The sequence below is a fragment of the Archangium lansingense genome (assembly GCF_026626635.1).
Lineage (GTDB): Bacteria > Myxococcota > Myxococcia > Myxococcales > Myxococcaceae > Archangium > Archangium lansingense.
The window spans coordinates 8,302,320-8,327,773 of the sequence record NZ_JAPNKA010000001.1; the positions used below are offsets into that span (position 1 = coordinate 8,302,320).

At 68.1% G+C, this 25,454-nt stretch carries 25 protein-coding genes; 7 read left to right on the top strand and 18 right to left on the bottom strand.

Annotated elements, in window-relative coordinates:
* Positions 1-68 precede the first annotated feature (68 nt).
* The 3 genes from OV287_RS33125 to OV287_RS33135 all read left to right on the top strand — a co-directional run bounded on the left by OV287_RS33125 (position 69) and on the right by OV287_RS33135 (position 2,534).
* Complete coding sequence (locus OV287_RS33125) at positions 69-1,394, top strand: OmpA family protein (protein ID WP_267538043.1); 1,326 nt, start codon at positions 69-71, stop codon at positions 1,392-1,394.
* A 189-nt stretch (positions 1,395-1,583) separates the two neighbouring features.
* Positions 1,584-1,967 (top strand): hypothetical protein, encoded by a 384-nt coding sequence (locus tag OV287_RS33130; protein ID WP_267538044.1) that lies wholly within the window; start codon positions 1,584-1,586, stop codon positions 1,965-1,967.
* A gap of 18 nt (positions 1,968-1,985) precedes the next feature.
* On the top strand, positions 1,986-2,534 hold the full coding sequence (locus tag OV287_RS33135; RefSeq protein ID WP_267538045.1) for a hypothetical protein: 549 nt from the start codon (positions 1,986-1,988) through the stop codon (positions 2,532-2,534).
* On the opposite strand, the gene OV287_RS33140 is transcribed toward OV287_RS33135, so the two are convergent.
* Complete coding sequence (locus OV287_RS33140) at positions 2,491-3,459, bottom strand: DMT family transporter (RefSeq protein WP_267538046.1); 969 nt, start codon at positions 3,457-3,459, stop codon at positions 2,491-2,493. The two genes, OV287_RS33135 and OV287_RS33140, sit on opposite strands and share 44 nt — an antisense overlap.
* 62 nt (positions 3,460-3,521) lie before the next feature.
* Between OV287_RS33140 and OV287_RS33145 the strand changes: the two genes are divergently transcribed.
* Positions 3,522-3,752, top strand: a complete 231-nt coding sequence (locus tag OV287_RS33145; protein WP_267538047.1) for a hypothetical protein — start codon at positions 3,522-3,524, stop codon at positions 3,750-3,752.
* 42 nt (positions 3,753-3,794) lie between these two features.
* Here OV287_RS33145 and OV287_RS33150 read toward each other — a convergent pair whose 3' ends face one another.
* From OV287_RS33150 to OV287_RS33160, 3 genes are all read right to left on the bottom strand, one after another.
* On the bottom strand, positions 3,795-4,487 hold the full coding sequence (locus OV287_RS33150; protein WP_267538048.1) for a lipase family alpha/beta hydrolase: 693 nt from the start codon (positions 4,485-4,487) through the stop codon (positions 3,795-3,797).
* A 68-nt stretch (positions 4,488-4,555) separates the two neighbouring features.
* A complete protein-coding gene (locus OV287_RS33155; RefSeq protein ID WP_267538049.1) occupies positions 4,556-5,452 on the bottom strand; it encodes an SGNH/GDSL hydrolase family protein in 897 nt (298 codons plus the stop codon).
* 117 nt (positions 5,453-5,569) lie between these two features.
* The gene (locus tag OV287_RS33160; protein WP_267538050.1) at positions 5,570-6,379 is read right to left on the bottom strand and encodes a GNAT family N-acetyltransferase; all 810 of its coding nucleotides are present in this window, start codon (positions 6,377-6,379) and stop codon (positions 5,570-5,572) included.
* Positions 6,380-6,484: 105 nt separating this feature from the next.
* Between OV287_RS33160 and OV287_RS33165 the strand changes: the two genes are divergently transcribed.
* Entirely contained in the window at positions 6,485-7,486 is a 1,002-nt protein-coding gene (locus tag OV287_RS33165) for an alpha/beta fold hydrolase (protein WP_267538051.1), read from the top strand.
* Positions 7,487-7,609: 123 nt separating this feature from the next.
* On the opposite strand, the gene OV287_RS33170 is transcribed toward OV287_RS33165, so the two are convergent.
* Together OV287_RS33170 and OV287_RS33175 are read right to left on the bottom strand one after the other, a co-directional pair.
* The gene (locus OV287_RS33170) at positions 7,610-9,655 is read right to left on the bottom strand and encodes a M14 family metallopeptidase (RefSeq protein WP_267542451.1); all 2,046 of its coding nucleotides are present in this window, start codon (positions 9,653-9,655) and stop codon (positions 7,610-7,612) included.
* Positions 9,656-9,660: 5 nt separating this feature from the next.
* The gene (locus OV287_RS33175) at positions 9,661-11,529 is read right to left on the bottom strand and encodes an LIC_10091 family protein (protein ID WP_267538052.1); all 1,869 of its coding nucleotides are present in this window, start codon (positions 11,527-11,529) and stop codon (positions 9,661-9,663) included.
* 148 nt (positions 11,530-11,677) lie between these two features.
* Here OV287_RS33175 and OV287_RS33180 point away from each other — a divergent pair, with 148 nt between their 5' ends.
* Positions 11,678-12,943 carry a TCR/Tet family MFS transporter gene (locus tag OV287_RS33180; RefSeq protein ID WP_267538053.1) on the top strand — a complete coding sequence of 422 codons (1,266 nt, stop codon included), beginning with the start codon at positions 11,678-11,680 and terminating at the stop codon, positions 12,941-12,943.
* A 3-nt stretch (positions 12,944-12,946) separates the two neighbouring features.
* Here OV287_RS33180 and OV287_RS33185 read toward each other — a convergent pair whose 3' ends face one another.
* The 4 genes from OV287_RS33185 to OV287_RS33200 form a co-directional block, all read right to left on the bottom strand.
* A complete protein-coding gene (locus OV287_RS33185; RefSeq protein WP_267538054.1) occupies positions 12,947-13,723 on the bottom strand; it encodes an SDR family NAD(P)-dependent oxidoreductase in 777 nt (258 codons plus the stop codon).
* Between the two features lie 47 nt (positions 13,724-13,770).
* Positions 13,771-15,027 (bottom strand): beta-ketoacyl-ACP synthase II, encoded by a 1,257-nt coding sequence (gene fabF / locus OV287_RS33190; RefSeq protein WP_267538055.1) that lies wholly within the window; start codon positions 15,025-15,027, stop codon positions 13,771-13,773.
* Positions 15,028-15,039: 12 nt separating this feature from the next.
* Positions 15,040-15,636, bottom strand: a complete 597-nt coding sequence (locus tag OV287_RS33195) for a TetR/AcrR family transcriptional regulator (RefSeq protein WP_267538056.1) — start codon at positions 15,634-15,636, stop codon at positions 15,040-15,042.
* Positions 15,637-15,753: 117 nt separating this feature from the next.
* Entirely contained in the window at positions 15,754-16,989 is a 1,236-nt protein-coding gene (locus OV287_RS33200) for an acetyl-CoA C-acetyltransferase (protein ID WP_267538057.1), read from the bottom strand.
* 156 nt (positions 16,990-17,145) lie between these two features.
* On the opposite strand from OV287_RS33200, the gene OV287_RS33205 reads away from it, so the two are divergent.
* Positions 17,146-17,883: a 2OG-Fe dioxygenase family protein gene (locus OV287_RS33205; RefSeq protein WP_267538058.1), complete on the top strand. Its 738-nt coding sequence runs from the start codon at positions 17,146-17,148 to the stop codon at positions 17,881-17,883.
* A gap of 124 nt (positions 17,884-18,007) precedes the next feature.
* On the opposite strand, the gene kce is transcribed toward OV287_RS33205, so the two are convergent.
* From kce to OV287_RS33245, 8 genes are all read right to left on the bottom strand, one after another.
* Entirely contained in the window at positions 18,008-18,841 is an 834-nt protein-coding gene (gene kce / locus OV287_RS33210) for a 3-keto-5-aminohexanoate cleavage enzyme (RefSeq protein ID WP_267538059.1), read from the bottom strand.
* Positions 18,838-19,233 (bottom strand): 3-aminobutyryl-CoA ammonia lyase, encoded by a 396-nt coding sequence (gene kal, locus OV287_RS33215; RefSeq protein WP_476693131.1) that lies wholly within the window; start codon positions 19,231-19,233, stop codon positions 18,838-18,840. Before kal ends, kce begins: the two co-directional genes overlap by 4 nt.
* Positions 19,230-20,027 (bottom strand): lysine 5,6-aminomutase subunit beta, encoded by a 798-nt coding sequence (gene kamE, locus OV287_RS33220; protein WP_267538060.1) that lies wholly within the window; start codon positions 20,025-20,027, stop codon positions 19,230-19,232. The genes kal and kamE overlap by 4 nt, the downstream gene beginning before the upstream one ends.
* A gap of 5 nt (positions 20,028-20,032) precedes the next feature.
* Entirely contained in the window at positions 20,033-20,515 is a 483-nt protein-coding gene (locus OV287_RS33225) for a hypothetical protein (RefSeq protein ID WP_267542453.1), read from the bottom strand.
* The gene (gene kamD / locus OV287_RS33230; RefSeq protein ID WP_267538061.1) at positions 20,515-22,065 is read right to left on the bottom strand and encodes a lysine 5,6-aminomutase subunit alpha; all 1,551 of its coding nucleotides are present in this window, start codon (positions 22,063-22,065) and stop codon (positions 20,515-20,517) included. The genes OV287_RS33225 and kamD overlap by 1 nt, the downstream gene beginning before the upstream one ends.
* A 12-nt stretch (positions 22,066-22,077) precedes the next feature.
* Positions 22,078-23,109 carry an L-erythro-3,5-diaminohexanoate dehydrogenase gene (gene kdd / locus OV287_RS33235; RefSeq protein WP_267538062.1) on the bottom strand — a complete coding sequence of 344 codons (1,032 nt, stop codon included), beginning with the start codon at positions 23,107-23,109 and terminating at the stop codon, positions 22,078-22,080.
* 167 nt (positions 23,110-23,276) lie between these two features.
* The gene (locus OV287_RS33240; protein WP_267538063.1) at positions 23,277-24,284 is read right to left on the bottom strand and encodes an alpha/beta hydrolase; all 1,008 of its coding nucleotides are present in this window, start codon (positions 24,282-24,284) and stop codon (positions 23,277-23,279) included.
* A gap of 29 nt (positions 24,285-24,313) precedes the next feature.
* Positions 24,314-25,279, bottom strand: a complete 966-nt coding sequence (locus OV287_RS33245) for a uracil-DNA glycosylase (protein ID WP_267538064.1) — start codon at positions 25,277-25,279, stop codon at positions 24,314-24,316.
* Positions 25,280-25,454 lie beyond the last annotated feature (175 nt).

The following is a 25,454-nucleotide window of genomic DNA, read 5'->3' on the forward strand; positions in this document are numbered from 1 at the left end:
TAAGGAAGCCTGCTTCCTGAGCCGACAAGCATGAGAAACAAGGACGGAGTCCCTTGGCGTGAGATGCTATGCGCCCCAGCCCAGGCCCCCTGCCCCCCTTGGACTCCCTGCTGAAGCTCGGCTTTCTCGCGGTAGTGCTCTCCGCCGGCGTGGTGCGCGCCGCGGAGCCGCCATCCGATGAGCAGGTGCGCGCAGAGCTCGACCGGCAGCTCCGTGAGATGGTGAACACTCCGCCACCCGAGCTGCGGCTGCACTTCATCGGCCTGGATCCCTCGAACTACCGGCTCGTCGAGGTCCACTTCACGCTCGACGGTGAGCCGCTTCAGGCGCCCCCGGTGGAGCAGATCGGCTCGCCCGGGCCGCATGTGCTGTTGACGCAGCAAGTCGAGGACGGGCCGCACACGCTGGTCTCCAACGTCGTCTACATGGACGCGTCGTGGAACATGTTCAGCGCGACCTCCGGCCTGCTGTGGAACATGACCTCCTCGCTCAACTTCCAGACGCAGCGAGGGCTGCGCGTGAACGTGACGGCCACCACCGTGGTGGTGCCGGAAGCGAAGGACCCGCGGCTGAAGGTCAAGCTGTTGCACGACGTGAAGGCGGAGATGACCGCGAAGCTCGAGGACGTCGCGCTTCCCGAGATGCCTCCTCCTCCCCCCACGAAGGCGAGGACGCCCGAGACGGGAGTGGCGCTCGCCCGAGACACCCAGGTGCCGGAGCCGCCGAAAGGCCTGCGCAACCCGGAGCCACCTCCCGCGGCCACGGCTCCGCAGCAGAAGGCGCGGCTCCTGGTGCGTGCCATGGCGAGCCGGAAACCCGTGGCGGCCACGCTCTCCGTTCGCGGGGCCACGGCCCAACGGGTGACGCTGAAGAAGGGAGCCCGGGCTCCCACCCAGGTGGAGTTGGCACCAGGCGACTATGCGGTGGATGTCATTGCTCCCGGCTTCCTCGCGCAGACGCGCCGGATACGGCTCGCGGGAGGTAACGCGCAGCCACTCAATTTCGCGCTGGTGCGCGCGCCGAAGAAGAAGCTCGTGAAGGAGAAGAACGGCCGGTTGGAGTTGCTCAAGCCCCTGCGATTTCCCGAGGGGAAGGCAGCACCGATGCCGGACCGCGTCAGCCTTCCGCAGCTCGTGGACCTGCTCGTGCGGAACCCGACCCGGCGCATCCGCATCGAGGGCCACTCCGACAACCAAGAGAGTGCGGAGGGCGCGCGCAGGCAGCTCTCCGAGGCGAGAGCCCGCGCGGTGGCGGAGCTGCTCATCGCAGCGGGAGTGGAGCCGTCGCGACTGGAGACAGAGGGCCTCGCCGACTCACGGCCGAAGGCACCCAACTTCACCGCACGCGGACGACAGCTGAACCGACGCGTGGAGCTGCTCGTCCTCGAGCGTTAATCCCCTTCAGGGAAGTAGCCGAAGGGTAATGTCCCCTCTCCCGAAGGGAGAGGGGAAATGGTCGCGTTGTCAGCGCAGGTTGCCGGGAGCACACCTTCGCAGACTTCCCTGAAGGGGATTAGCGCCAGGAGCCTGCCCCATCGTGTTCCGCCGGAGTCTCGGAGGCCGGTGCGGTAGGCTGCACGCCCCATGACCCAGGACCCCGTCACGCTCGTCGCCGCGCTCCGCAACATCCTCGAGGACACGGGGCACGACTTCTCGTCGATGCCGTTCTTCGTCAGGCCCATGGTGCGCGGTGGCTTCGCGAAACGCACAGGGCAGAGCCTCGAGGAGTGGCAACGGCTTGCCTCCGCGCTCCTCTCGGACGTGAAACCGGGTACCGAGCCCGCCCGCGTGCGCGAGCACCACCCGCGGCTGCGCGAGCAGTTGGAGCAGCTCGCCGAGAACTACCGCACCGCGCCCGAGCGGGCTTCGAAGGGAATGGGTGCGCTGACGGGAACGCTCCAGCGCATCCAGGAGAGCTCCCGGCGCCGGGAGGAGGCCGTCCGCGCCCTCATCGCCTGGCTCGGTTAGAGACGCTCCACCCGCTCCATGTCCACGCCCCCACCCAACGACACGCTTGCCCGGACAAAGGACCCCGCGGAGCAACAGCTCCGTGTCCAGCTCGAAGGGTCGTGGGAGGTCCTCGAACAGGCCCAGGCCCGTCAGGCCGAGCTGCTGGAGCGACTCAACTCTCGCCGCTGGCAACATCAGCTCCACGAACGGCTCGAGTCGTTGCGGCAGGTCAGCGAGCAGGAGACCCCTCTCGGCAAGGCGCTCGAGCGCGCGGAGCGGCGAATCCGACAGGAGTCCTGGCCCGAGAGCCATCCGCCGCGGCTCCTCACCGGACAGCTCCGCACTCAACGGCTCGAGATCGAGACCCTGGTGCGCAACCGGCTCGCCGAGCTTGGCGGGGACGAGGATGCGACCTTCGCGGAAGCCCTCGAGCGGCTGGAGGCGAAGCTGCGAGAGCTACCACCCGGGCCTCCCAGTGAGGACGAACAGGTGCTCCTCTCCGGCCATGCCGAGAACGAGAGGGAGCGGCCACCATGGCAGCTCACGTCTGCACCGCGGCGGGCTCCAGCTCGGAAGCCACGCTGACGCGGCTGTAGAGCACCATGCCCACCACGATGAGGCCGGCTCCCACGAAGCTGAACGCGGAGGGCCACGGCTCGCCCAGGAAGAGCACGCCCAACAACAGCGCGAAGAGCAGCTCAGTGGCCTGCGTGGCCTCCACGGCGGACAGGCCAACCGGGCTGTTCGCGGTCATCTGCGCGGCGCGGAAGAACAGGGTGGTGGCTATCACCCCGGAGGAGAGCGCCACGCCCGCGGACTGCAGCACCTGCCCAGTCGATGGCCACCCCACCTTCGCGTAGCCGTAAGCAGCCACACCCAGCCACAGCGGTAGGCTCCCCAGCGTCATGCCCAGCACGCGCTGGCTCGCATCCAGGGAGACTCCCTCGCGCTCCAGGTGCAGCATCACCCTGCGGTTGCCCAGTGGGTATGCGACGGCGGCGATCACCACGAAGAGCAGCGCCAGCCAGGCACTCGCCGGCATGGCCAGCTGGAAGTAGCCCAGCTGCATGACGAGCACCCCCAGGACGATCAACGAGCCCATGCCCACTGCCTTGAGGGGTATCTGCCGGCGTGCGTCGGTGTAGATGAAGGGCGACAGCAGCGGGCCAGCGAGCACCGTGAGCTGGAAGGAGCCGGCGATCAGCCACGAGGGCCCGTAGTCCGCCGACAGCGTCAGGAACGCATAGAAGACGCCGAAGCCCACGCTGCCCCAGAGCAACCACTCGCCAGGGTGCCTCCTCAGCTCGGCCCCCAACGGCCGCAACCCCCCGTGTGCGCCCACCAGCACCAACATGATCGGCACCATGATGAAGTACCGCAGCGATGCGCTCCAGGCCCAGAACCCGCCCGCCGCCGCCATGTTGCGGTTGAGCACGTAGGTCATGGTGAAGAACAACGCCGAGGCCAGTCCAAGCAGGATCGCCAGCAGGGCCGAAGAGGACTTTTTCATGGGTGGACGTGCACGAGGAAAACCCCTGGTTATCATGAGTTGCCCCGTTCCAAGGAACCCCCGTGAGCTCCATCCTCCTCCGTCTGGTCTGTGGTCTGCTCTTCGCCGCGATGGCTCTCGGAGCCGTGGTCCATCCCCCGACCAACCTCAACCAGGGCCTGGGCATGCTCCTGCCCGGGGTGATGCTGCTGAACTTCGCCATCAAGGGCACCCCACGCCGCGCGGTGGTTCCGAAGAAGCCGGCCCCGCCTCCGGCCCCCGCTCCCACCGACTCCGGGCCTACCCAGGTCTGAGACTCCCGAGCGGCCGCGGCCTCCGTGAGCGTGGCGGAGGTCTCAGGGACCGCCTGGAGGTACCACCACCGGTAGGGGCGTGAAGTCCTCTGGACGCTCTACCGTCAGAGCCTCTTCCACCGCACGGAGGACCCGCCCATCGCGCAGCATCAGCGGGTGAAGCACAACGGGGATGGTGCGCTCCCTCGCTCCGTTCAGCCGGGACGAACGGGCGGGGATGATCATCAGGTCGAGCGGCGTCCAGAGGGAGAAGACCTGGACTTCCCCGAACGGGGCCTCGTCGGCGGCGAGCCCGCGCAGTAGCTCGCTCCCAGGCCGCATGTCGCGTGCCCCGGGGTTGGCTCTCAACCAACCCGTGAGCGTTCCCTCGTGGGGACCGGAGATGGACACGAAGCGGCGCACGTGGTTCCGGCCCTCCAGCCGCTGCAGGTAATAGCGGCTGACGAGCGCGCCCATGCTGAAGCCCACCACGTCGACTCGCGAACTGCCCGTCCGTGCGCGCAGGCTCCCGGCCGCCTCGGCCACCTGCCCGGCCAGCACCGCGATGGGGGCGTCCCCATTGTTGGGCTTCAGCTCGACGATCTGCACGTCCTGGAAGCCGGCCCGCGCCAGCCCGTTCGCGAGCGGCGCCAGGGTGCGCGCATCGTCGTCGATGCCATGCACCAGCAACACGGGCACCCGCCCGGAGGCAGTGGAAGAAGCGGTGTTGGAGACACGTGCGGAGGCGGTGGTCATGGACAGGGCTCCGCACGAGCATGTCGCCACCGCCAGTAGACACGCAACCAGACGCTGCAGCCCGTGCCTCATGGATAGCAGAGGGCCATGGGCATGACCGTCATCGGAGCTTCCGATACGGCATCGAATTCGCGGCAGATCGCCGGCTCCCGAGTACGAGCCTCCTTGGGGGGAGGCGGGGAGGCAGCAACAGAAGGGGCCGGGGATGCGGCCACGGGTGCCGGCTCCGAGCTGGCGGGCCGCGGCTCCGCTCCGCCGGGCCCGAGCAATCCGAGCACCGCGGGGTAGACCTTGGTGGCGAAATACCGGCCGCCCGCCAACGTGAAGTGGACCCCATCCTCCATCTTCAGCTTCATCGGCTTACGGAAACCCTCGACCCGGGCCTCGCGCAGGATGGAGCCCTTCGCGTCAGTGAAGAACGACTTCGTCTCGAGGTACGTCGAGGCCTCATGGCCCGACACGGCCTCGCGCAGGACACGCCGGATGACTCCCAGCTTGCGCTCGAAGTTCGGCAGCCCGGTGTACGGCAGCTCCACCCAGAGAAGCTTCCGGCCAGGCGCTCCGAGAGTACCCAGGAAGTCCGCAACGCGCTGGCGGTACGCGGCCTCCCACCCGGACGCGCCCCACTGCACCTTTGCCTTGCCCTTCTCGTCCGTGAGCCCCTGCCCGTCGTTGCCGCCCATGATGACGACCACCACGTCGGGCTGGTGGCGCTCGACCTCTTCCCGGCCCACCGTCATCCAGTCGAAGAAGTCCGGGCGGGCGAGCCCGGTGGAGGACTTCGCCCGTCGCATGGCACGGGTCCCCGAGTGCTCGTTCAGCAACTGCTCCAGGTACTCGCCGAAGCTGGTGACGATGAGGCTGTCACCGAGCAGCAGCACGGTCCGAGGCCGAGCGACTTCCGGCTTCCCGTCCATCCCAGGGTCCGCCCGCACCACTCCCGCGGACAGAACGGCGAGGCACATGAGCACACGAGCGAGGTGAGTCTCCATCTCGTGCCGAAGCTACCGCGCCCGTGCGCGGCTGAGAACAAATCGGCCTGGCCCTTCCCTGCCCGCCCGGTGGAGGAAGGACCGGGCGTCTCAACCCGGGATGGGCAACATGGCTCCTTCTGGATGCGAGCCCTCGACCATGAAGAGCATGCGCGTCGCGAACCGGAACCCCACCCGCTCGTAGATGCGGCCGGCCTCCTCGGTGATGGTGCTCAGGAAGAGCACGTCCACGCCCCGCGCGAAGGCCTCCTGTGCCACGCGGGACGTCAGCGCGCTGCCGAGTCCCCGCTTGCGGAAGCTCGTGAGCGTCGCCACTCCGACAAGCTCGGAGATGCCCTCGGATGGCGAGGTGAACGTGCCGACCACGGCGGGCTGTCCCTCCACATACCCCACCACCGCCCGGCCCTCCCGGAGCTCCTCCAGCGTCTTGGAGATCTCCTCCTCGGAGGCCTCGTAGGGCTCGTCCGGGGAAAAGCCCCGCCGCGAGGTGTTGCAGTACGTGCGCAGCTCCTCGCGGGAAGACCCGGACGTGAGGACCGAGAACGAGAGCCCCTCGGGCATCGGAGCCGGGGTGAAGCTCTCACGCGTGCAGATCATCACCCGGGCCTCGGCCTCCTGACGGAAGCCGGCGGCCAGGAGCGTGTCCGCCAGGGCCGGGGCCAGCTCGGCGACGTACTCGAAGCGGGGCACCCTTCCCTTCTTCTGGAACTCCGCCCGGAGCCGCTTCAAGGGCTCGCTCACATCCCCCGTGATGGCCCCGTCCGGGATGGCGTAGTTGAAGTAGATGAGCGCGTCGAAGGGGTGGAGGAACACCGTGAACGGCGGAACCGGGATGGACTCGTAGCGTCCCGCTGCGCTGCGGCGCATGTACGACTGCAAGCGTTCAATCGGATTCGTCATTGGCATCCCCTCTTTAAGTCCTTTTCGGACCGCTCCCCGGTTTTCCGCGCGAAACACCCGTTGGCCGGATAATGAACTCCTTTCTGTTCCAACCTTGGAGGATTCATGCCCGTACAGCGTCTCCTGCTCGCCCTCGCCCTCCTGCTCTGCGCCGCACCCGCCGCTGCCCAGCCGTCCAAGGCTCCCGAGGCCCTCGGCATCGCCATGGAGGGCTACCCCTACCCCGCTCCCGTCCAGTTCCTCCCGCTCACCATTCAGGGCCAGGACGTCCGCATGGCCTACATGGACGTGCCTCCCGCCGGGAAGTCCAACGGCCGCACCGTCCTCCTCCTGCATGGGAAGAACTTCTTCGGCGCTTACTGGCGCGACACCATTCGGGCCCTCAGCCAGGCCGGCTACCGCGTCGTCGTCCCCGACCAGATCGGCTTCGGCAAGTCCTCCAAGCCCGCGATCGACTACAGCTTCCACCTGCTCGCCAGCAACACGAAGCGGCTCTTGGATCAGCTCGGCGTCCAGAAGGTCGTCGTGGTGGGTCACTCCATGGGCGGCATGCTCGCCACGCGCTTCGCCCGACAGTTCCCCGACGTCACCACCCACCTGGTGCTGGAGAACCCCATCGGCCTCGAGGACTACCGCTTCTTCGTCCCCTATGCCGCCACCGACGACCTCTACCGCGGCCAGCTCGCCACCACCGAGGAGGCCATCCGCAAGTACCAGAAGACCTACTACGTCGCCTGGCGCCCCGAGTATGAGGAGTACGTGCAGGTCCTCTTCCGCCAGACCCTGAGCGCTGAGTACCCGCGCGCCGCCTGGGTGTCCGCCGCCACTGAGCAGATGATCTACCAGCAGCCCGTGGTCCATGAGTTCCCGCTCGTGCAGGCCCCCGTCCTGCTCGTCATCGGCCAGGAGGACCGCACCGTCGTCGGCCGAGGCCGCGTCGCCCCCGAGGCACTCCCCAAGTACGGTCAGTACCCCGAGCTCGGTCAGCGCGCCGCCAAGGCGTTTCCCAAGGCCACCCTCGTCGAGCTCCCCAACGTGGGCCATATCCCGCACTTCGAGTCTCCCGAGAAGTGGCACACGGCTTTGCTCGGGTTCCTCGGGAAGTGAGCACGGGTTCAATCTGGGGGCCGAGATACCCTCACCCCGTCCCTCTCCCGGAGGGCGAGGGGTTCTCTGCGCCAGGGGCTCTCGGTGATGGTCTGCGCCAGAGGGACTCTGGGGTGGTTTGCCTCAGGGGCTCTCGGTGAGGGCGAGCACCACTCGCGCCGTGCCTACGTCGACTGCTCGAGACACCGTCTTGCCCGATGCACTCGTGGCCTTCACCGTGTAGCGCCCAGCAGTCGGAAGGTACGTGTGGAACACTCCTGACTCCGGGTGCGCCGAGAAGCGCTCTCCATTCGGCCAGGAGAGTTCCTCCACCGCCACCGTGACCGGCCCCTCCGCCTTGAAGGACTCGGGGACCTGCACCGTCAGCGCCGGGCCATCCAGGAAGCGATCAAACAGCACCTGCCAGAAGCCACGCGCGCCCTCCACCATGGGCGCAAGTGGTCGTCGCGGCCCCGGTGACACGAACGGCAGCTCGACCAGGTACGCCAGCGTCCCAAAGCTCCAGTAGAACCAGTCCTGATCCGTCCCCGCCACCGGGTAGAGGTGGCGCACGGCTTCGTAACGCTTGCCTCCCGGTGTTGGTGCAACCGCGTCGATCATCGCGGGCGCCACCGCCCAGGCCGCCGAAGGCTTGGGCTCGCGAGCACCTTCCACCGTGTAGGGCACGAGCAGCCGGGTCGCCGCCGCGTGGTACGACACCATCCCGACGAAGCGCCACGCCTCGCCCAGCTTCATCATCGCCTGCACTTCGGGCTCCGAGCCCGCGGCCGGCCCGTGGAAGAACGGCGAGCGCGGATCCTCGCTGTTGAAGCGATCCTCGACGCTCCCCCACTGGAACGGATAGTTGCGGTTGAGATCGACGCCGTACTCGAGCAACCCCAGCTCCGCCGCCTGCGCGTCCTTGTGCCGGTTGGTGCGCCCCCGCGCCGTGGACACGTGCCAGTACCCGTGGCTCCCATCCGGATTGACGAGCGGGACAATCACGACATGGAACGTTCGCAGCCAGCGTGCAACCCGCTTGTCCTCCGCGTTCTCCAGCAGCCAGCGCGCCGCATCGAGCGGAAGCTCGGGAGTCACCACCTCGTTGGCGTGGGTGCCACCGCACAGCAGCATCGCCGGGCGGGAGTGGTCGTCGAGTGCCTCGCCAATCAGCAGCGCGAGAATCGGCCGGTCCTCGTGCGTGCGGCCAATCTCGATGATGCGCGTGCGCTCTGGAGCACGCGCGGCCAGTGCCCGCATCGCGCGCTCGATGAGCTCGGGATCCTTGAGGCCTTCGACGAAACCCTTGCGCACCGGGGCCTTGCGTGCTCGCTCCAGGCGCTCACGAAAGGTCGGGTCCAGGAAGCGGTACGGCACTCCGGGCCGGAGGTCGCGCACGCTGACCGAGCTCTCGCGCAGGAGGTGCACCCCGAGCTCGCTGGCGATGTACACATCGGCCTCCGCCTCACGCGCGGCACGGCGCAGGTGACGGCGCAGCTCCGGAGCGAACTGGAGGCCCCGCTCGACACGCACGAGCCACTCGAGCGAGAGGCCATCGCGCGCCGAGGCTTCCTGCGGCGGAGGATCCGGTACGAAGAGGGACACCCGCACCTCGGCGGACTGATTCCTGTGCGCGTACACGCCGAGCGAGCCCCCGGCGAATGCCGCGTCGGACCAGACGAGGCTCGCGAGCTCCGCCTTGGTGCGTGCGTCGTACACGTGGACGGCGAAGGCGGGCCCGGCGAGGAAGAGCACGAGCTCGAGCTCCGCCACCTTCGCGAGCCCGGGCACCTTCGCACGCACGCCGCTGTCATCCGAGCGCGTCCCGTCATAGCGCACGAACCCCACCGTCTCCTTGCGCCCATCCACGTAGAGGCCGTAGCCCGTCAGCGCGAACAGCGGCTGGGTCGCGCGCACCTTCGCGCGGAACAAGATGGCCAGGTCGGCGCGGGCCGGGCTCTGGAGCCTCGCGCGCACGAAGGGCACCGGGGACGCGGCCTCTTCCTCCTGGATGAAGTAGTTACGGAGCGCTCGCGGCGTAGCGAGGGCGAGCGCATTACCCTCGGTCTTCCACTCTCCGATGCTCTCCGCCGCCTTCCACGCGACCGGGTGCTCGCCACGAGGAATGGGATAGCCCTCACCTCGCGCGAGGCCCGCGGTGAGCAGCATGGCGAGCGCGAGTGCCCGCATGGACCTCAAGGCTTCGACTCCGCGACCGCCGAGGGCACAGCCGAAGGCATGCCGATGTAGCTCAGGAAGTCGAGATAGCGCTCACGCGTGGGCGCCTTCTGCGCGCCATCGGCGGAGGTGGTAGCGAAGAACGCCCCCACCTGCTGGCGGTCCTCCATGAAGCTCCAAACGTTCGCGTACCCCGGCAGGGCCAGGTGCTCCTGCGCATGCAGCCCGCTGTGGACGATGTAGTGCCAGTAGGCGTCCGACTTGTGGAACTTGCGGGAGATCAACGTCCGCAGAATCACGCTGCGCTCGTCAAAGGGAAGCTGGCGCACGTTCTCCCGGTACTGGGGAGGAAGCTGCTTCCACTGCTCCTCGGCGTTCGACGGGTAGTAGACGCGGATGGGAACCCCCAGGGAGCGAGCAGCACGTGCGATGGACGGCAACGCCTTGTCCGTGAGCATGTTGCCCTTGATGGCGATGATGCGCCCCTGCTCGTACATCAGACGCATGTAGCGGTAGTTCTCGTCGGTCTGGAGCCAGCCGAACCCTCCCGCCCAGCGCGCGGGCCGGAGCTGGCGCGTGTAGTTGGCCCAGAGCTGCCGCCGCGCACGCTCGAACACTCCGGTGATGGCGGCGCGCTCTTCCTTCGGCAGCGATGCCCACTCCTCCTCGATGGCGGCACGTGTCGCCGCCACGCGCTTGTCGGTGAAGGCCGCGACGAAGTCCTCGCGGGTCGCCGCCCGCTTCACCACGGCCCTCAGCACGTGGTGGAGCCGGATGACCGTCGGGTCATAGTCGAAGATCCACGCCCACTGGCTCCGGGCATGGGCGATGTACGAGTAGCCCTGATCGGCCCCGAGCCCCACATAGCCGCCCCCGACGTTCTTGATGACATCCCCGAAGAGGTATTGGAGCACCTCGTTCGACTTGATGTAGCTCATCGGGTCGCGGCAATCGACGCGCGCCTTGCCCACACGGCCGCAGAGGGGAATCTGGAAGATGTCGGTGTCCTCGACGACCGCGAGCGCCTTCGCGCGCTCCTCCTCGCTCGGCGGAAGCGGATCCGCCGGACGGGCCGGGGGCTCTTCGCGGAACCGGGGCGGCCACGCGGACAGCCGGGTCGTCGTCGATGCGCAGCGGAAGCTCAGGCGGTGGAGCCCACTCGTGGGCCGCTCGCCCCGCCGCCAGGAGCCGCGCAGCATCTCCTCGGGCCAGTACCAGGAACCGCCCTTGAGCACCCGCTGGGTGTAGCCCTTGCACGGACGCGCGCCGTCACACGGGCCGCGCGGGTTGGCGCGCAGGCAGTCCTCACCACAGGCCTTGTCACAGCCCTTGTAACAGGGGCTCCACCAGTCCTTGACCCACTCGTACCCGTTGCCCGCCATGTCATAGAGGCCGTAGGCACCGGCCGGGTAGCTGCCAGGAGGCCGCGTGGTGTTGTCCGGGCAGCCCTTGTAGTTCGCCTTGTTGCACGAAGGAGCTTCCTCGCCCCATGGGTAGGTCCGGCCCTCGGGTCCGCGCGCGGCCTTCTCCCACTCGGCCTCCGTCGGCAGCCGCTTGCCCGCATACACGCAGTACTGGTGCGCCATCTCCCAGGTGACCGGCACCGCTGGCAGCTCCGGCTTCTGGAAGCGCGCGTAGTACGCCGGGCGAGGCAACCGGGGGCAGGCGCCCGCACGCTCGCAGCGGCTGTAGTCCCCGACCGTGACCTCCTTCGCGTCGAGATAGAAGGTCTCCACGGACACCGTGTGCCGGGGCTTCTCGGCGGCCGAGCGATCGTCGGCGCCCACGACCGCGTCTCCGCCCTCGATGCACACCATGCCGGGCGGCGGCGTCTTCTCGCACGGCACGGCCATCACGAGCCACATCAGGACCAGTTCGAATGCCATCGCGGCGGATGCTACCCGCCGGACTCCCCGCCTCGCGAGATCTCATCTCCCCAGCGTGCCCATGGGCGTGGCTGCTCGCTGCTCCTCCGAGAAGTACTGAGGCGGGGACTCACTCCCCGTCCGGGAAAGTGCTAGGACGTCGCCCGCCATGAGTGAACCGACCGCCCCAGGAGGCCCGCGCCGCGCCGCGCTGGTCTTCATCTTCATCACCATCCTGCTCGACATCCTGGCCATGGGGATGATCATCCCCGTGCTGCCGAAGATCGTCGTCACGATGCTGGACGGGGACACCGCGCGGGCCGCGGGAGTCTTCGGTCTGTTCTCCACGGTCTGGGCGCTGATGCAGTTCATCTTCTCCCCGGTGCTCGGCTCCCTCTCCGACCGCTACGGCCGCCGGCCGGTGATCCTCCTGTCGAACTTCGGGCTGGGGTTCGACTACATCCTCATGGCGCTGGCGCCGACGCTGGGCTGGCTGTTCGTGGGCCGAGTCATCTCCGGCATCACCTCGGCCAGCATCAGCACGGCCAGCGCTTACATCGCGGACGTGACACCGCCGGAGAAGCGCGCCGCCAGCTTCGGCCTGCTCGGCGCCGCCTTCGGCGTGGGCTTCGTCCTGGGGCCCGCGATCGGCGGCGTGCTGGGGCAGATGGATCCGCGCCTGCCCTTCTGGGTGTCGGCGGGCCTGAGCCTCGCCAATGCGATGTACGGCCTGTTCGTCCTGCCCGAGTCCCTGCCCGCCGAGCGGCGCACGCCCTTCCGGTGGAAGCGCGCCAACCCGATGGGCGCGCTGAGCCTGCTGCGCTCGAATGTCGAGGTGCTCCGGCTGGCGTGCGTCCACTTCCTCTATCAGCTCGCCCACATCGCGCTGCCCAGTGTGTTCGTGCTGTACGGGAGCTACCGCTTCGGCTGGGACGAGCGCACGGTGGGGCTCACCATGGCGGGCGTGGGACTCAGCTCGCTGGTCGTGCAGGGAGGCCTGGTGCGGCCCGCCGTGAAGAAGCTCGGGGAGCGGCGCGCCCTGATGCTGGGGCTGTTCTTCGGCGCGGTGGGGTTCACCATCTACGGACTCGCCCCGACCGGGATCGTGTTCTGGATTGGCGTGCCGGTCATGGCGCTGTGGGGGCTCACCAGCCCCGCGGCCCAGGGATTGATGTCGCGCCGCATCAGCCCCTCGGAGCAGGGCCAGTTCCAGGGCGCGCTCTCGAGCATCATGGGCATCGCGGGGATGATCGCCCCCAGCATCTTCACCCAGACGTTCGCGTACTTCATCGGTCCGGCGCTCGGCTGGAACCTGCCGGGCGCGCCCTTCCTGCTCGCCGCGCTGCTTCTGGTGGCGGCCATTGGCCTGGCCAGTTGGGCCACGAGCTCGCGCCCGGCGGACGCCCCCTCCCCCAGCCCCAGCCCCACGGCCTGACGCTCAGGCCTCGTGCAGGACGCGGCCTTCCATGCCTCCAGCCACGGTGATGACCTCGCCTGTCACGTGGCCGGAGATGCGGTCGGACGCCAGCGTCACCACCACCCGCGCCACGTCCTCGGGACGACCCACCTTGCGCAGCGGCATGGTCCGCGTCACCCGATTGATGAACGCCGGGTCCTCCAGCTTGTCCTTGTGGCGATCCACCGCCGTCCACCCCGGGCACACCGTATTCACCCGGCCCAGTGGCGCGATGCGGGTGATTTCGTTCTTCAGGCTCTTGAGGAACCCGCTCGCTAGCGCGCCCTTCGCCGCCGCGTAGTCCGAGTGCCCCGCCTCGCCGAACAGCCCCGCCGTCGAGGCGATGATGATGATGTTCCCCGTCCCCGTCTTCTCCACGTGGCGGAGGAACGCACGGCAGCTCAGGAACACGCTGTCCAGGTTCTCCGCCAGCGTCCGCCGCCACCGCTCCAGGGACATCTGCCACACTCCCTCGTCCGGCGGCGGCCACACGCCCGCGTTCGCCACCAGCACGTCCAGCCGGCCCAGCTCCTTCACCGCGGCGGGCACCAGTGCGTCCACGTCGGACTCTGACGTCAGGTCCGCCCTCACCGCGGCGCCTCCCAGCTCCTTCGCCAGCGCCTCCGCCTTGTCCGCGCTCCGGTGGTAGTGCACCGCGACCTTCGCCCCCTCCTCCGCGAAGGCCCGCACCACCGCACTCCCGATACCACCCGCGCCCCCCGTGACGAGGACACCCTTGCCTCGAAGATCCGTATCCATGGGGTTGCCCTCTACCAGAGAGGGAGGGGGTTGCGTCCAGACAGCGGCTACTTGAAGCGCTTGAACAGCAGCACCGTGTTGGTCCCGCCAAAGCCAAACGAGTTGCTCATCACCACGTCCACCCGCTGCTCGCGCGCCTGGTTGGGCACGTAGTCCAGGTCGCACTCCGGATCCGGCGTGGAGTAGTTGATGGTCGGAGGAATGACACGGCGCAGGAGCGTCAACACGCTCACCACCGCCTCGGCACCACCGGCCGCGCCCAGCATGTGGCCTGTCATGGACTTGGTGGAGGACACCGCCAGCTTGCGCGCGTGCGCACCGAACACCGTCTTGATGGCCTTCGTCTCGTTGACGTCGTTGAGAGGCGTCGAGGTGCCGTGCGCGTTGATGTAGCCCACGTCCTCGGGGTTCATCTCCGCCGAGGCCAGCGCTAGGCGCATGCAGCGCGCCGCACCCTCTCCCTCGGGAGCTGGAGCCGTCACGTGGTACGCGTCCGAGTTGGCCCCGTAGCCCACCACCTCCGCCAGGATATGAGCACCGCGTTTCTTCGCGTTCTCCAGCTCCTCGAGCACCACGATGCCCGCGCCCTCGCCCAGCACGAAGCCGTCACGCTCCTTGTCGAACGGACGGCTGGCGCCAGCAGGGTCCTCGTTCCGGGTGGACATCGCCTTCATCACCGAGAACCCGCCCATGCCCAGCGGGGTGATTGCTGCCTCGGAGCCCCCGGCGATGACCGCGTCCGTCTCGCCCAGGCGGATGGACTTCCATGCCTCGCCGATGGCGTGCGCGCTGGTGGCACAGGCGGACACCGGCGACCAGTTCGGCCCCTTGCATCCATAGCGGATGGAGATGAGGCCGGGCGCCATGTTGGTGATCATCTGGATGATGAAGAAGGGAGAGAGTCTGTCGAACCCCTTCTCCAGGCCCTTGCGGTGCTGCTCCTCGAGCGAGCTCAGCCCGCCGATGCCCGAGCCAACGATGACGCCCACCTTCTCGGGCGCGTAGCCATGGGGCGCGTCTGGCCCGATGGGAAGACCGCTCTCTTTGATGGCCATCTCGGTCGCGGCGAGCGCGTACTGCGAGAACAGGTCCATCCGGCGCACTTCTCGCTTGTCGATGAACTGCTCCGGCTGGAAGTCCTTCACCTCGGCCGCGAAGCGGGTGTCGAGCTTCGCCGTTTCAAAGCGGGTGATGGACGCGATGCCAGACCTGCCAGCGAGCATCGCCTGCCAGGTCTTCTCAGTACCGGTGCCCAGGGCTGTGATGAGTCCAGTACCGGTGATGACGACGCGACGGTGTGACACAGGGTTCTCCATTCAGGGTGTGTTGCGCTCGGCACCTCCCTCCAGGGTCTGCGCGCCGAGCTTCTTGGCCGCCTCGAGGAACTCGTCACTGAGGCGCGTACCGCGAACAGCTCTCGACAACGACAGGGCGCCGTACATGAGGGCCAGCAGCCCGAGTGCCTTCTCCCGGGACTTCTCGCCCGGGCCCAGGAGATCGCTCAACTCCCGAACGAACTCGGTGAGCTCGCTCTCCAGGGCCCCACGATAGGGCTCCCCTTCCCTTGCGACTTCGGAAGCGATGCTCGGCAGGGGACAGCCGGCCTCCACGGTGTCCCGATGTTTCCGCGACAGATATTTCTCCAGCACCGTCAGCGCCGGGGGGCGCGACGTGTCGCCCATCGCGCGTTGGAGCAACCGGGTCCACATCGTTCGTGCTGTGCTCCGGATGGTCTCGGTGAAGAGCTGCTCCTTGGATTCGAAGTGCCCGTAGAAGCCGCCCACCGTGAGCCCCGCTCCCTTCATCACATCCATCACGGAGCTGGCTCGAATCCCTCGCTCGAGCAGCAGCGCCGCGGCGGACGCGAGGATGGCTTCGTGCGACTTCTGCTTCTGCTCCGCTTTCTGGCTCATGCCTCGACCTCGCTCCGGAGCTCTTGACTGAGCGGCTCCGGAAAAAACACACGGTTCATTATGGAACTAATATTTCGCCCATAATGGGTCAAGGCTCGCCCGGGCTCCGTTCGAGCGTCAGAGCCGCTCGATGATGGTGGCGATGCCCTGACCGCCGCTGACGCACAGGGTGATGAGGGCGGTCTGCTTGCCGGTCCGCTCGAGCTCATCGAGCGCGGTTCCGAGCAACATCGCTCCGGTGGCACCGAGCGGATGGCCGAGCGCGATGGAGCCGCCGTTGACGTTCACACGCGCGGGATCGATTCCCAGCGTGCGGGTCGTCTGCAGCACCACGCCCGCGAAGGCCTCGTTGATCTCCCACAGGTCGATGTCGCTCGCCTTCATGCCCGCGAGGCGGAGTGCCTTCTGACTCGCCGGCGCGGGCGCGGTAAGCATCAGCACCGGCTCGCTGCCGATGGTCGTCATCGCGCGGATGCGGGCTCGCGGCTTGATGCCCTTCTCCCGGACGTACCGCTCCGAAGCGAGCATCACCGCGGCGGCCCCATCAACGATGCCGCTGGAGTTGCCGGCGGTGTGGAGGTGCCGAATGGCCTTCGCGTGCGGATACGCCGCGAGCGCGAGTTGATCCAGCGTCTCCCCCTTCGGGCCTGAGACCGTCTCCCCCAGCGCGACGAACGAAGGCTTGAGCGCGGCGAGTCCTTCGGCCGTGGTGTCGGGACGGGGAAACTCGTCCCGCTCGAGCACCACCGCGCCCGTGAACGGGTCCTTCACGGGGAACAGTGACTTCGCGAAGCGCTTCTGCTCGATGGCCCGGGCCGCGTTCTTCTGGGAACGGAGCGCCACGGCATCAATCTCCTCGCGCGAGAACCCCTCGAGCGTGGCGATGAGGTCGGCGCTGATGCCCTGGGGAACCTGGAACAGGCTCTGGCGCAGGTGCGTGTTGTTGCCATCCTGGCCGCCGCCATCAGAGCCCATGGGGACGCGCGACATGCTCTCCACGCCACCGGCGATGACGAGGTCCATCGCGCCCGAGGCAACCCCCATGGCGCCAAAGTTGATCGCCTGCAGCCCCGAAGCGCAGAAGCGGTTGAGCGACACCGCCGACACCTCGTGGGGCCAGCCCGCGGCCAGCACCGCACTGCGGGCCAGGTTGGCGCCCTGCTCTCCCACCTGGGAGACGCACCCCGCCATCACGTCGTCCACCTCGCGCGCGTCGAACCCCTGGCGCCGCTGGAGTGTCTTCAGCACCTGCGCGAACAGCTCCTGCGGGTGGATGCCCGAGAGCGCTCCTTTGCCCGCTTTGCCTCGCCCTCTAGGGGTCCTTACAGCATCGATGATGTAGCTCGTGGTCATGGTCTGGCTCCTTGAGTTGCACGCCTCAGGCGCGGCCCTCTCCGCCGGAACAGATTACGCTAGTAATATTATATAAGTAATATTGAGCCTCCTCCGGCGCAAGGTCCCTCTTTCCAAGCGGGCGCCGCCCGGCCATGGTGCATTTCCACTACGCCCATGAGCTTCTCGCCTCCCGTCACACCGCCTTCCGAGGTCACCGCCGTCCTGCGCGACCGCGGCTACGCCGTCCTCAGCCGCTCGGGTCTATGCGAGCTGGTAGGCACACCGGCCGCCTCGCTCGACGCCCTGAGTCCGACCTGGGACGGTCTGCCTCCCGACACCTACCTGCGCGACGGCGGCCGCTACCGCTCGCGTCGGCATTCGTGCTTCGTCGTCGAGGGCACCTCGGTCACCCCGGTGCCGCACCGCGCGCACTGGCAGCCCGTTGAGTACAACGCGCTGCACGGCGGCCTGGAGCGCTGGTTCGAGCCCATGATGCCCACCGTGGTCGCTCAGCCGGTCTGGCCGCAGTTGCTGCGTGGACTCGCCGCGTGCTGCTCCGCCCTGAAGGGGCCGCAGCCATGGTTCGTCGAGGCGCACCAGTTCCGCATCGACACCACGGACGGCATCGGCCGGCCCACTCCCGAGGGCGCTCACCGTGATGGTGTGGACTTCGTCGCCGTGCTGCTCGTCGGACGCGAGGGCATCAAGGGCGGCGAGACGCGCGTGTTCGAGGCCTCCGGCCCGCACGGCATCCGATTCACCCTGACCGAGCCGTGGTCCGCTCTGCTACTGGATGACGCGCGTGTGATTCACGAGAGCACGCCGATCCAGCCACTGGCCGACAGCGGACACCGGGACACGCTCGTCCTGACCTTCCGCTCCAAGGGATTCCAGGGACCCGAGGTTCCGTGAGAACAGTGGGTTGAACGGATTCAACCCGGGGACTTGATACCCTCACCCCGTCCCTCTCCCGGAGGGAGAGGGGTTGTTGTTGGCGGGGTGGTTACTGACAGCGGTTACTACGGGTGACGGGGAGTTACGCGGCGTCGAGGCGCAGGAGCTTGCGGGCTTCCTGCGGCGTCGCCAGCGTCCGGCCCTTCGCCTTCGCCCTCTTCGCCGCCTCGGCCACCAGCTCCCAGTTGCCCTTCGCCAGCACGCCCTTGGACACGTAGATGTTGTCCTCGAGCCCCACTCGCGCGTTACCGCCCCGCTCCGCCGCCAGCTCCACGTACGGCAACTGGTGCCGCCCCACCGCCGCCACCGTCCACGTACTCCCCTCCGGCAGCGACTTGATCATGAAGTCCAGCGCGTCCTCTCGCGCCGTCAACGCCCCCGGCACCCCCAGCACGAAGTCGAAGTGTCCCGGCAGGTCCGCCACCCCTTCCTTCGCCAACGCCCTCGCCTCGTCCACCATCCCCACGTCGAAGCACTCGAACTCCGGCCGCAGGCCCAGCGCCTTGATGCGCTTCGCGATGTCCCGCACCAGTGGCCTCGGGTTCCAGAACACCTCGTCCCCGAAGTTCACCGTGCCCGTCGTCAGCGTGGCCATGTCCGGCCGGTCCTCGCCCGTCAGCCTCAGCCCGCCGCACCGCTCGTCCACGCCCATCCCCACCGCTCCACCCGTGGACACCTGGATGAGAATGTCCGTCCGCTTGCGGATGGCCCGGATCGCCGCCCGGAACAGCTCCGTGTCCTGCGACGGCTTGCCGTCCGGCGTGCGCACGTGCAGGTGCACCATCGCCGCGCCCGCCTCCCGGCACTTCGCCGCGTCCTCGGCAATCTCCTCCGCCGAGATGGGCAGGTAGGGCGTCTGCTCGCGCGTCGTCTCCGCTCCCACCATCGCCGCCGTAATGACCATGGGGTTGCTCATCGCTGACCTCGCTGTTTGTCCTTCGGCACCACGCAGGTCCCGCTAGCCCGACACACCACCACCGGCTCCGGCAACACGTCCGCCGCCGAATCGTTCACATCCGGTCGCGGGCGGATCACCTTACGTGCCTCGAAGCGCATCTTCCGCGACGTGTTGCCCGCCTGGATGATCTCCCCCTCCGCCTCGATGAAGTCCCCGGCGTATACCGGCGCGAGGAACTCCACCGAGTCGTAGGCGCGGAACAGGCCCTCGTCCCCATCCATTCGGATGCACAGCTCGGTGGCCACGTCGCCGAACAGCCCCAGCATCCGCGCCCCGTCCACCAGGTTCCCACCGTAGTGTGCGTCGTGGCTGCTCATGCGCAGCCGGATGACCGCCTTCACGTTGCTCACTTGGGCTCCCCTTCCCAGTGCACGTTCTTCGCCTCCTTGCCTTCCTTCTGGAGGACCTGGTGCACGATGTAATTGGCCACGTCCGAGGGCTTCGTCCCGGGGCCGAAGCCCACGTCGAAGCCCAGCTCCAGCGCCAGCTTGAGGTCCACGCGCGGCCCGCCCAGCAGCAGCAGCGTCTTGCCGTGGATGCCCGCGGCCTTCGCGGCCTCGATGAACTGGCGCGAGTTGTCCTTGTGCACGTCGCGCTGGGTCACCACCTGTGACACGAGGATGGCGTCCGCGTTGCGCGCCATGGCCCGCTTGATGAGCTCCTCGTTGGGTACCTGGCTGCCCAGGTTGAAGGCCTCGAACCAGGGGTAGCGCTCCAGGCCGTAGTCGCCCGCGTACCCCTTCATGTTGAGGATGGCGTCGATTCCCACCGTGTGCGTGTCCGTGCCCGTGCACGCGCCGAACACCACGATGCGCCGGCCCACCTTCTCCTTGATGAGCCCGTTGAGATCATCGAACCCGAGCTTCTTCACCACCACTTCGGGGACGTCGATCTCCGAGTAGTCCAGCGAGTGCTGCGTGCGCGCGTACACGATGAAGAAGGTGTACGTGTCGGCGGCGCGCTCGGCGGCGGCCACCTTCACGTCGCTGAACCCCATCTTCTTCGCGAACACCGCCGCGGCCTCCTTGGCCTTCTCCGACAGCGGCACCGGCAGCGTGAAGGACAGCTGCACCACGCCGTCGTCGCGCCGGTCGCCGTAGGGGCGGATGATCTGCTTCGTCGCCTTCGTCGCCTTCGTCGCCATGGCGGCTACTTCCCCTTCCTGGACTTCGCGTACGCGACGCTGCCGGCCACCTTCTCCGCGAGCGTCTCGAAGCGGTCCTTCTTCTTCGCGTCCATGTGGAAGACGAGCGACCAGGTGGTCTTCCCGTCACACCCCACGTACGTCACCGTCTGCACCGACTCCGCACCATCCGGCGTCGTGTCCGAGTCCACGCGCTTCGCCGCCGGAGCCTTGCCCAGCTTGAGCTGCTTCCAGCCCTGCTCGCTCCCCATGGCGGTGAGGATCTTCTCCAGGCACAGCTGCGGCTTCATGCCCGCCGTCTGCACCGCGCCCACGTCCAACAGCAGGTACGCGTCCCCGGAGGGTTCATCGAAGCGCTGGGTGCCATCCGCCTCGGACTGCTTCCACTCGGTGGGCACCTGCAGCGCGAGCGTCTTCACCTCGTACTTCGTCAGCTCCGCCGCCGGCTCCCCGGCTGCGAGCACCATCACCAGCAACGAGCCGAGCATCACGGAGCCTCCAGCATTTCCTGGAACGGGTTGAAGTAGTCCGGCGCCTTCTCCAGCACGCCATCCAGTCCCTTGCCGCCCGTCTCCGCGCGCTTCACGTCGCCGAAGTGGCCCCGGCCGATGGCCGCCACCATGCCGTCCTTCTGGCACTCCTCCAGCAGCGCCATCGCCCTGCCGAACACCTCGCGCGCGCGGTTGGCGATCTTCCCGTCCTCGCGCACGGTGAACTCCTCGTCGATGCCCGCCGCCGCCCGGTGGATGTAGCTGGCCGCCTTGAGCGCCACGTACCGGTCCGCCAGGAGCGGCGTGTGCATGGCCTCGGTCATCATTCCGAGCAGCTGAATGCCCTGCCGCGTCCAGATGGCCACCAGGTCCGCCATCACGTCGTACGCGTGGCTGAAGAAGATGTCCGTCTCCTTGTGCTTGGTGGGCGGCATGTACTTCAGCGGCGCGTTGGGGAAGCACCGCCGCACGAGCATCGCCTGCGACAGCTCCAGGAGCAGCGTGTCCGCCCGGTACGGATCGATCTCGTACGAGTGCCCCAACCCGAGCTGCCAGTCCTTCAGGCCCGCGCGCTTGGCGAAGCTCTCGTTGATGAACTGGCTGGCGATCACCGTGTGCGCCGCGTCGTAGGCGTCCGCGGTGGTGATGTAGTTGTCCTCGCCGGTGTTGATGATGATGCCGGCCTGGGCGCAGATGCGGCGGCTGAAGTACTGATCGATGAAGGTGCGCCGCATGTTGATGTCGCGGAACAGGATTCCGTACATCGCGTCGTTGAGCAGCATGTCCAGCCGCTCGTAGGCCGCGGCGAAGGCGATCTCCGCCATGCACAGGCCCGACGAGTAGTTGGTGAGCTGGATGTAGCGCCCGAGCTTGCGACCCTCGTCGTCCAGGGCCTCGCGCATGATGCGGAAGTTCTCCTGGGTGGCATACGTACCGCCGTAGCCCTCGGTGGTGGCGCCGTGGGGCACGTAGTCCAGCAGCGACTGCGCCGTGGAGCGGATGACGGCGATGATGTCCGCCCCCGCCTGCGCCGCCGCTCGGGCCTGATCCACGTCGTCGTAGATGTTGCCCGTGGCGACGATCACGTACTTGTGCGGCGCCGGAGCGCTCCCCAGCTCCTTGCGCAGCGCGTCACGCTGGGCGATGCGGGACTTGAAGTCCTCCATGGCCGCGTGGGCCTCGGCGCGCACTTCCTCACGGAGGTTCTGCTCCATCTCCGGGGAGAGGGGCCCCAGCTTCTCCGCCGGCAGCGCGGTCAGCCGTTCCACGGCCTCCATGGGACTGCGCGCGCCCATCTGCAGAGCCCGGCCGTACCAGTACGCCGCTCCCTTGTTGAGGACTCCGGCTGCCTTGAGCCGGTCGACCATCAAGTTGGCGAGCGGCACGCCTCCGGCTCCCGCATCGGAGATGCCGAAGAAACGCAGCACGGTGCGCTCGACAGAGACAGTGGTGTTGCGGCGGATGAGCTCGAAAATGGGCTCAGTGATGTCCTCCGCCAGCTTTCGCGCATGAGCGATCTGCGCGTCATCGATGAACGGACCTGGCATGGTGGCACCTTACTATACGTAACGCGTTTCGAAGAGGCGGCGCAGGGCCGGCTCGGAGCGCAGCAGCTCCAGAGTGAAGTCGGCGTGCCCCGGCACGTAGCCGCTGCCCACCACCATGGTGACGTCCTTGCCCACGCCCTCCGCGCCGAGTGCCGCCGCGGTGAAGCTCGTGGCCATGGAGAAGAAGACGACCGTGCCGCCGTCCTTTGCGCTGAGGATGGAGGCCATCTCCGTATTCCCCACCGAGGCGCAGTTGATCACCAGATCACACAGCGCTCCCTCGGTGGCTCGGGAGACGATCTCCATGGTGTCCACGGCCTGCGTGGCATCCACCTTCAGGCCTACGTCGCACAACCCAATGCCTTTCAGGGTGTCGAGCGCTTGCTCGGAGATGTCGAGAGCCAGCAAGCGGCCCTGGCCCTTCAAGCTGCGCCGCGCCTGCGCGAGACACAGCGCGCCGCTCTTGCCCGAGCCCAACACCGCCACCGTCATGCCCGGGCGCAGCCATCGCGCCACCAGGGCCGGAGCACCCGCCACGTCCAACGCCGCCAGCGCCAGCATGTCCGGCATGTCCGTGGGCAGCTTCGCGTAGAGGCCCGTGGCGAAGAGGATGGCGTGGCCGCGGATGTCCACCCGGTCGATGGACGGGTGCACGGCCTTCACCTCGTCGATGACGAGCGGCGTCAGGCTGAGGCTCACCAGCGTGGCGATGCGATCGCCCGGCTGGAGCTCGCCCCACGCCGGGTGCTTCGGGCCGATCTCCTTCACCCGGCCGATCAGCATGCCGCCCGAGCCCGTCACCGGGTTCTGCATCTTGCCGCGCTCGCGGACGATCTCCTGCACGCGGGCGGCGATGCGCGCCGGGTCCGCGCCCACGTCGTCCTTGATTTGCTTGAAGGAGGCCGCGTCGATGTTGAGGCTCTCCACGTCGATGAGGAGCTCGGCCTCCCGGCAGGGCAGCGAGGGTTCGAGCTTGCGCGCCCGTTGGGGCAGCACGCCCTTCTCCCCCACGACGCGGGACAATCCGTAACGGTCGATGCTCATGGCAGCGTCTCCAGGCCGCGGGTGCGTGCAAGTCGCACCTGCTCGAATACACGGCGCTAGCGTGTACCCGGGCCAACGTTGGAGCGCCAGAGGCAACGAGCACGGGGCACGACAACGCCCCGCGTCATCGCCTTCACTGTTTCAGCGAATGAGAAGGCGCACTCCGCCTACTCGAGCGCGAGCCGAGGGCCGATCACCGACAGCGAGCGCTCGAAGCGGTAGTTGACGCCGGTGTGCCCGTCCTCGAACTCCTCGTGGATGGGCTCGACGCCGCCGTTCTTGAGGTCCTCGGCGATCATCCGGGCGCCCCAGCGCAGGTTGAACTCGTCGCGCGAGCCGCAGTCGATGAAGACGGTCTTCAGCTTGCGGAACGCGTCCAGGAACTTGGGCACGAAGCGCACCGGGTCGTGCACCAGCCAGCGGTTCCACACGTCCAGCCGCATCCGGCCCGTCTGCGCATCGAAGGGCAGCTCCAGGTTGAGCGGCTCGCCCTTCTTCGGCGAGTAGGCCGCCGCCATGGCCAGTATGTTGATGACGGTGAAGTCATCGCCCCGCGCCTTCGTCTCGCGGGAGCGCCGGGTGAAGTCCTGGTACCACGCCTCCACCCCGCCCGCCTTGAGCAGCGCCGAGGCCGCCTTGGGGAGATCCGGCAGGTAGCAGTACTCGAAGTAGGCGTCCGGCGACTGCGCGCTCAGGTGCGAGAAGATCTCCGGGTGGTAGCGGCCCATCACCAGCGCGCCATACCCGCCCGAGCTGTGTCCCACCACCGCGCGCGCCACCGCCTTGGGCAGCGTGCGGTACGTGCGGTCCACGCACCCCACCACGTCCTTGGCCAGGAAGTCCCGATAGCGGCCGATGGCGTCGCTGTTCACCCACTGGCTGCCGCCCAGCGACGTCCACCCGTCCGGGAACACGCCGATGACCGGGGGAATCGTCCCCGCCGCCACCAGCGCGTCCAGCCGCTCGGGCACGCTCACCGAGAACGCGGAGAAGTTCGTCCACGACTTGCCGCTGTTGGAGAACGCGTTGAGAAAGTACACCGCCGGGTAGCGCCGCGCGCTTTCCGCGTAGCCCGGGGGCAGGTACACCAAGAGCTGACGCCGCGCCGAGTCTCCCAACGGGTTGGACTCCAGCGCCGGTGAGTGCATCTCCTGCGTCTCGAGGACTCCCTTCATCGCGTTTCCCCCTCCAGGGGCTTCCCCGGTCAGCCTCGCTGCCCGGGTTGCTTGCCGAAGAACTTCATGACCAGTTGCAGGTCCTCCCACGCCTTCTTCTTCTCCGCCGGTTGGCGCAGCAGATAGGCCGGGTGGAAGGTGGGCATCAGCTTGATGCCCTCATACTCGCGCCAGGTGCCCCTCATCTTCGTGATGGGCGTGCTGTCGCGCAGCAGCGTCTGCGCCGCGAACTTGCCCAGCGCCACGATCGCCTTGGGCTGCACCGCCCGGAGCTGCGCGCGCAGGAACGGCTCGCACGCCGTCACCTCGTCCGGCTCCGGGTTGCGGTTGTTCGGCGGCCGGCATTTCACCACGTTGCAGATGTAGACGTCGTCGCGGCGATAGCCCATCGCCTCGATCATCTTCGTCAGCAGCTGGCCCGCCGCTCCCACGAAGGGCACGCCCTGCGCGTCCTCGTCCGCCCCGGGACCCTCGCCCACGAAGACGAGTTCGGCGCGCGGGTTGCCAGAACCGAAGACGATGTTCTTGCGCCCATCGCACAGCTTGCAGCGGCGGCAGTCGCCCAGCTCCCGCCGAATCTCATCCAGCGTCGGCCGCTCGCCCTCCACCACCCCGGGCAGCGGGCCCGCGTACGGGCGCACCTGGGGAGGAGCCTCGAGGAGCGCCGCAGGGGGAGCCTCGCGGCGCGCAGGCGGTGCTTCCGGCGCGCGGACGGACACCGGGCGCTCGGCCTCTGGAGGCGGGGCTCTCGGAGCCATCGGGCGCGCGGCCGGTGGCGTCTGGGTAGGTGGAGGCGCGGACTGCGTGGCCGCAGAGGGTGCGGCCTTGGTCGCCTGGGCACGCAGACGCGCAAGGCCCGCGCCGCGCAGCTCGGCGGCCAGGCGTGCGTCTACCTGAAGGAATCGGCCACCGTCCTCCTCCTGCCAGAGAAGGTGGCGGCGCAGATCCTCCAGCACTTCGCTCAACTCCTGCGAGGTCTCGGGGGCTTCGCTCACGGTGACTCTGGGTTTATGGGTCCGGGGGCCCCGGTTCAACCGCCTACCGGGTAGGGCGCCCGTACGCTTACCCCAGCGTCGAGTACGACGCCATGGTGGAAATCCGCTGAGGACTGATTGGGGTCCCAGGAGGACTGGTTGGAGGCCCGAACACCCTCACCCCGACCCTCTCCCA

Bases quoted from the DNA above. Each gene is read 5' to 3' on its own strand.
- OV287_RS33125 (WP_267538043.1), top strand. From the start codon at position 69: ATGCGCCCCAGCCCAGGCCCCCTGCCCCCCTTGGACTCCCTGCTGAAG.
- OV287_RS33130 (WP_267538044.1), top strand. From the start codon at position 1,584: ATGACCCAGGACCCCGTCACGCTCGTCGCCGCGCTCCGCAACATCCTC.
- OV287_RS33135 (WP_267538045.1), top strand. From the start codon at position 1,986: ATGTCCACGCCCCCACCCAACGACACGCTTGCCCGGACAAAGGACCCC.
- OV287_RS33140 (WP_267538046.1), bottom strand. From the start codon at position 3,459: ATGAAAAAGTCCTCTTCGGCCCTGCTGGCGATCCTGCTTGGACTGGCC.
- OV287_RS33150 (WP_267538048.1), bottom strand. From the start codon at position 4,487: ATGACCACCGCCTCCGCACGTGTCTCCAACACCGCTTCTTCCACTGCC.
- OV287_RS33155 (WP_267538049.1), bottom strand. From the start codon at position 5,452: ATGTGCCTCGCCGTTCTGTCCGCGGGAGTGGTGCGGGCGGACCCTGGG.
- OV287_RS33160 (WP_267538050.1), bottom strand. From the start codon at position 6,379: ATGACGAATCCGATTGAACGCTTGCAGTCGTACATGCGCCGCAGCGCA.
- OV287_RS33165 (WP_267538051.1), top strand. From the start codon at position 6,485: ATGCCCGTACAGCGTCTCCTGCTCGCCCTCGCCCTCCTGCTCTGCGCC.
- OV287_RS33170 (WP_267542451.1), bottom strand. From the start codon at position 9,655: ATGCGGGCACTCGCGCTCGCCATGCTGCTCACCGCGGGCCTCGCGCGA.
- OV287_RS33175 (WP_267538052.1), bottom strand. From the start codon at position 11,529: ATGGCATTCGAACTGGTCCTGATGTGGCTCGTGATGGCCGTGCCGTGC.
- OV287_RS33180 (WP_267538053.1), top strand. From the start codon at position 11,678: ATGAGTGAACCGACCGCCCCAGGAGGCCCGCGCCGCGCCGCGCTGGTC.
- OV287_RS33185 (WP_267538054.1), bottom strand. From the start codon at position 13,723: ATGGATACGGATCTTCGAGGCAAGGGTGTCCTCGTCACGGGGGGCGCG.
- OV287_RS33195 (WP_267538056.1), bottom strand. From the start codon at position 15,636: ATGAGCCAGAAAGCGGAGCAGAAGCAGAAGTCGCACGAAGCCATCCTC.
- OV287_RS33200 (WP_267538057.1), bottom strand. From the start codon at position 16,989: ATGACCACGAGCTACATCATCGATGCTGTAAGGACCCCTAGAGGGCGA.
- OV287_RS33205 (WP_267538058.1), top strand. From the start codon at position 17,146: ATGAGCTTCTCGCCTCCCGTCACACCGCCTTCCGAGGTCACCGCCGTC.
- kce (WP_267538059.1), bottom strand. From the start codon at position 18,841: ATGAGCAACCCCATGGTCATTACGGCGGCGATGGTGGGAGCGGAGACG.
- kamE (WP_267538060.1), bottom strand. From the start codon at position 20,027: ATGGCGACGAAGGCGACGAAGGCGACGAAGCAGATCATCCGCCCCTAC.
- OV287_RS33225 (WP_267542453.1), bottom strand. From the start codon at position 20,515: ATGCTCGGCTCGTTGCTGGTGATGGTGCTCGCAGCCGGGGAGCCGGCG.
- kamD (WP_267538061.1), bottom strand. From the start codon at position 22,065: ATGCCAGGTCCGTTCATCGATGACGCGCAGATCGCTCATGCGCGAAAG.
- kdd (WP_267538062.1), bottom strand. From the start codon at position 23,109: ATGAGCATCGACCGTTACGGATTGTCCCGCGTCGTGGGGGAGAAGGGC.
- OV287_RS33240 (WP_267538063.1), bottom strand. From the start codon at position 24,284: ATGAAGGGAGTCCTCGAGACGCAGGAGATGCACTCACCGGCGCTGGAG.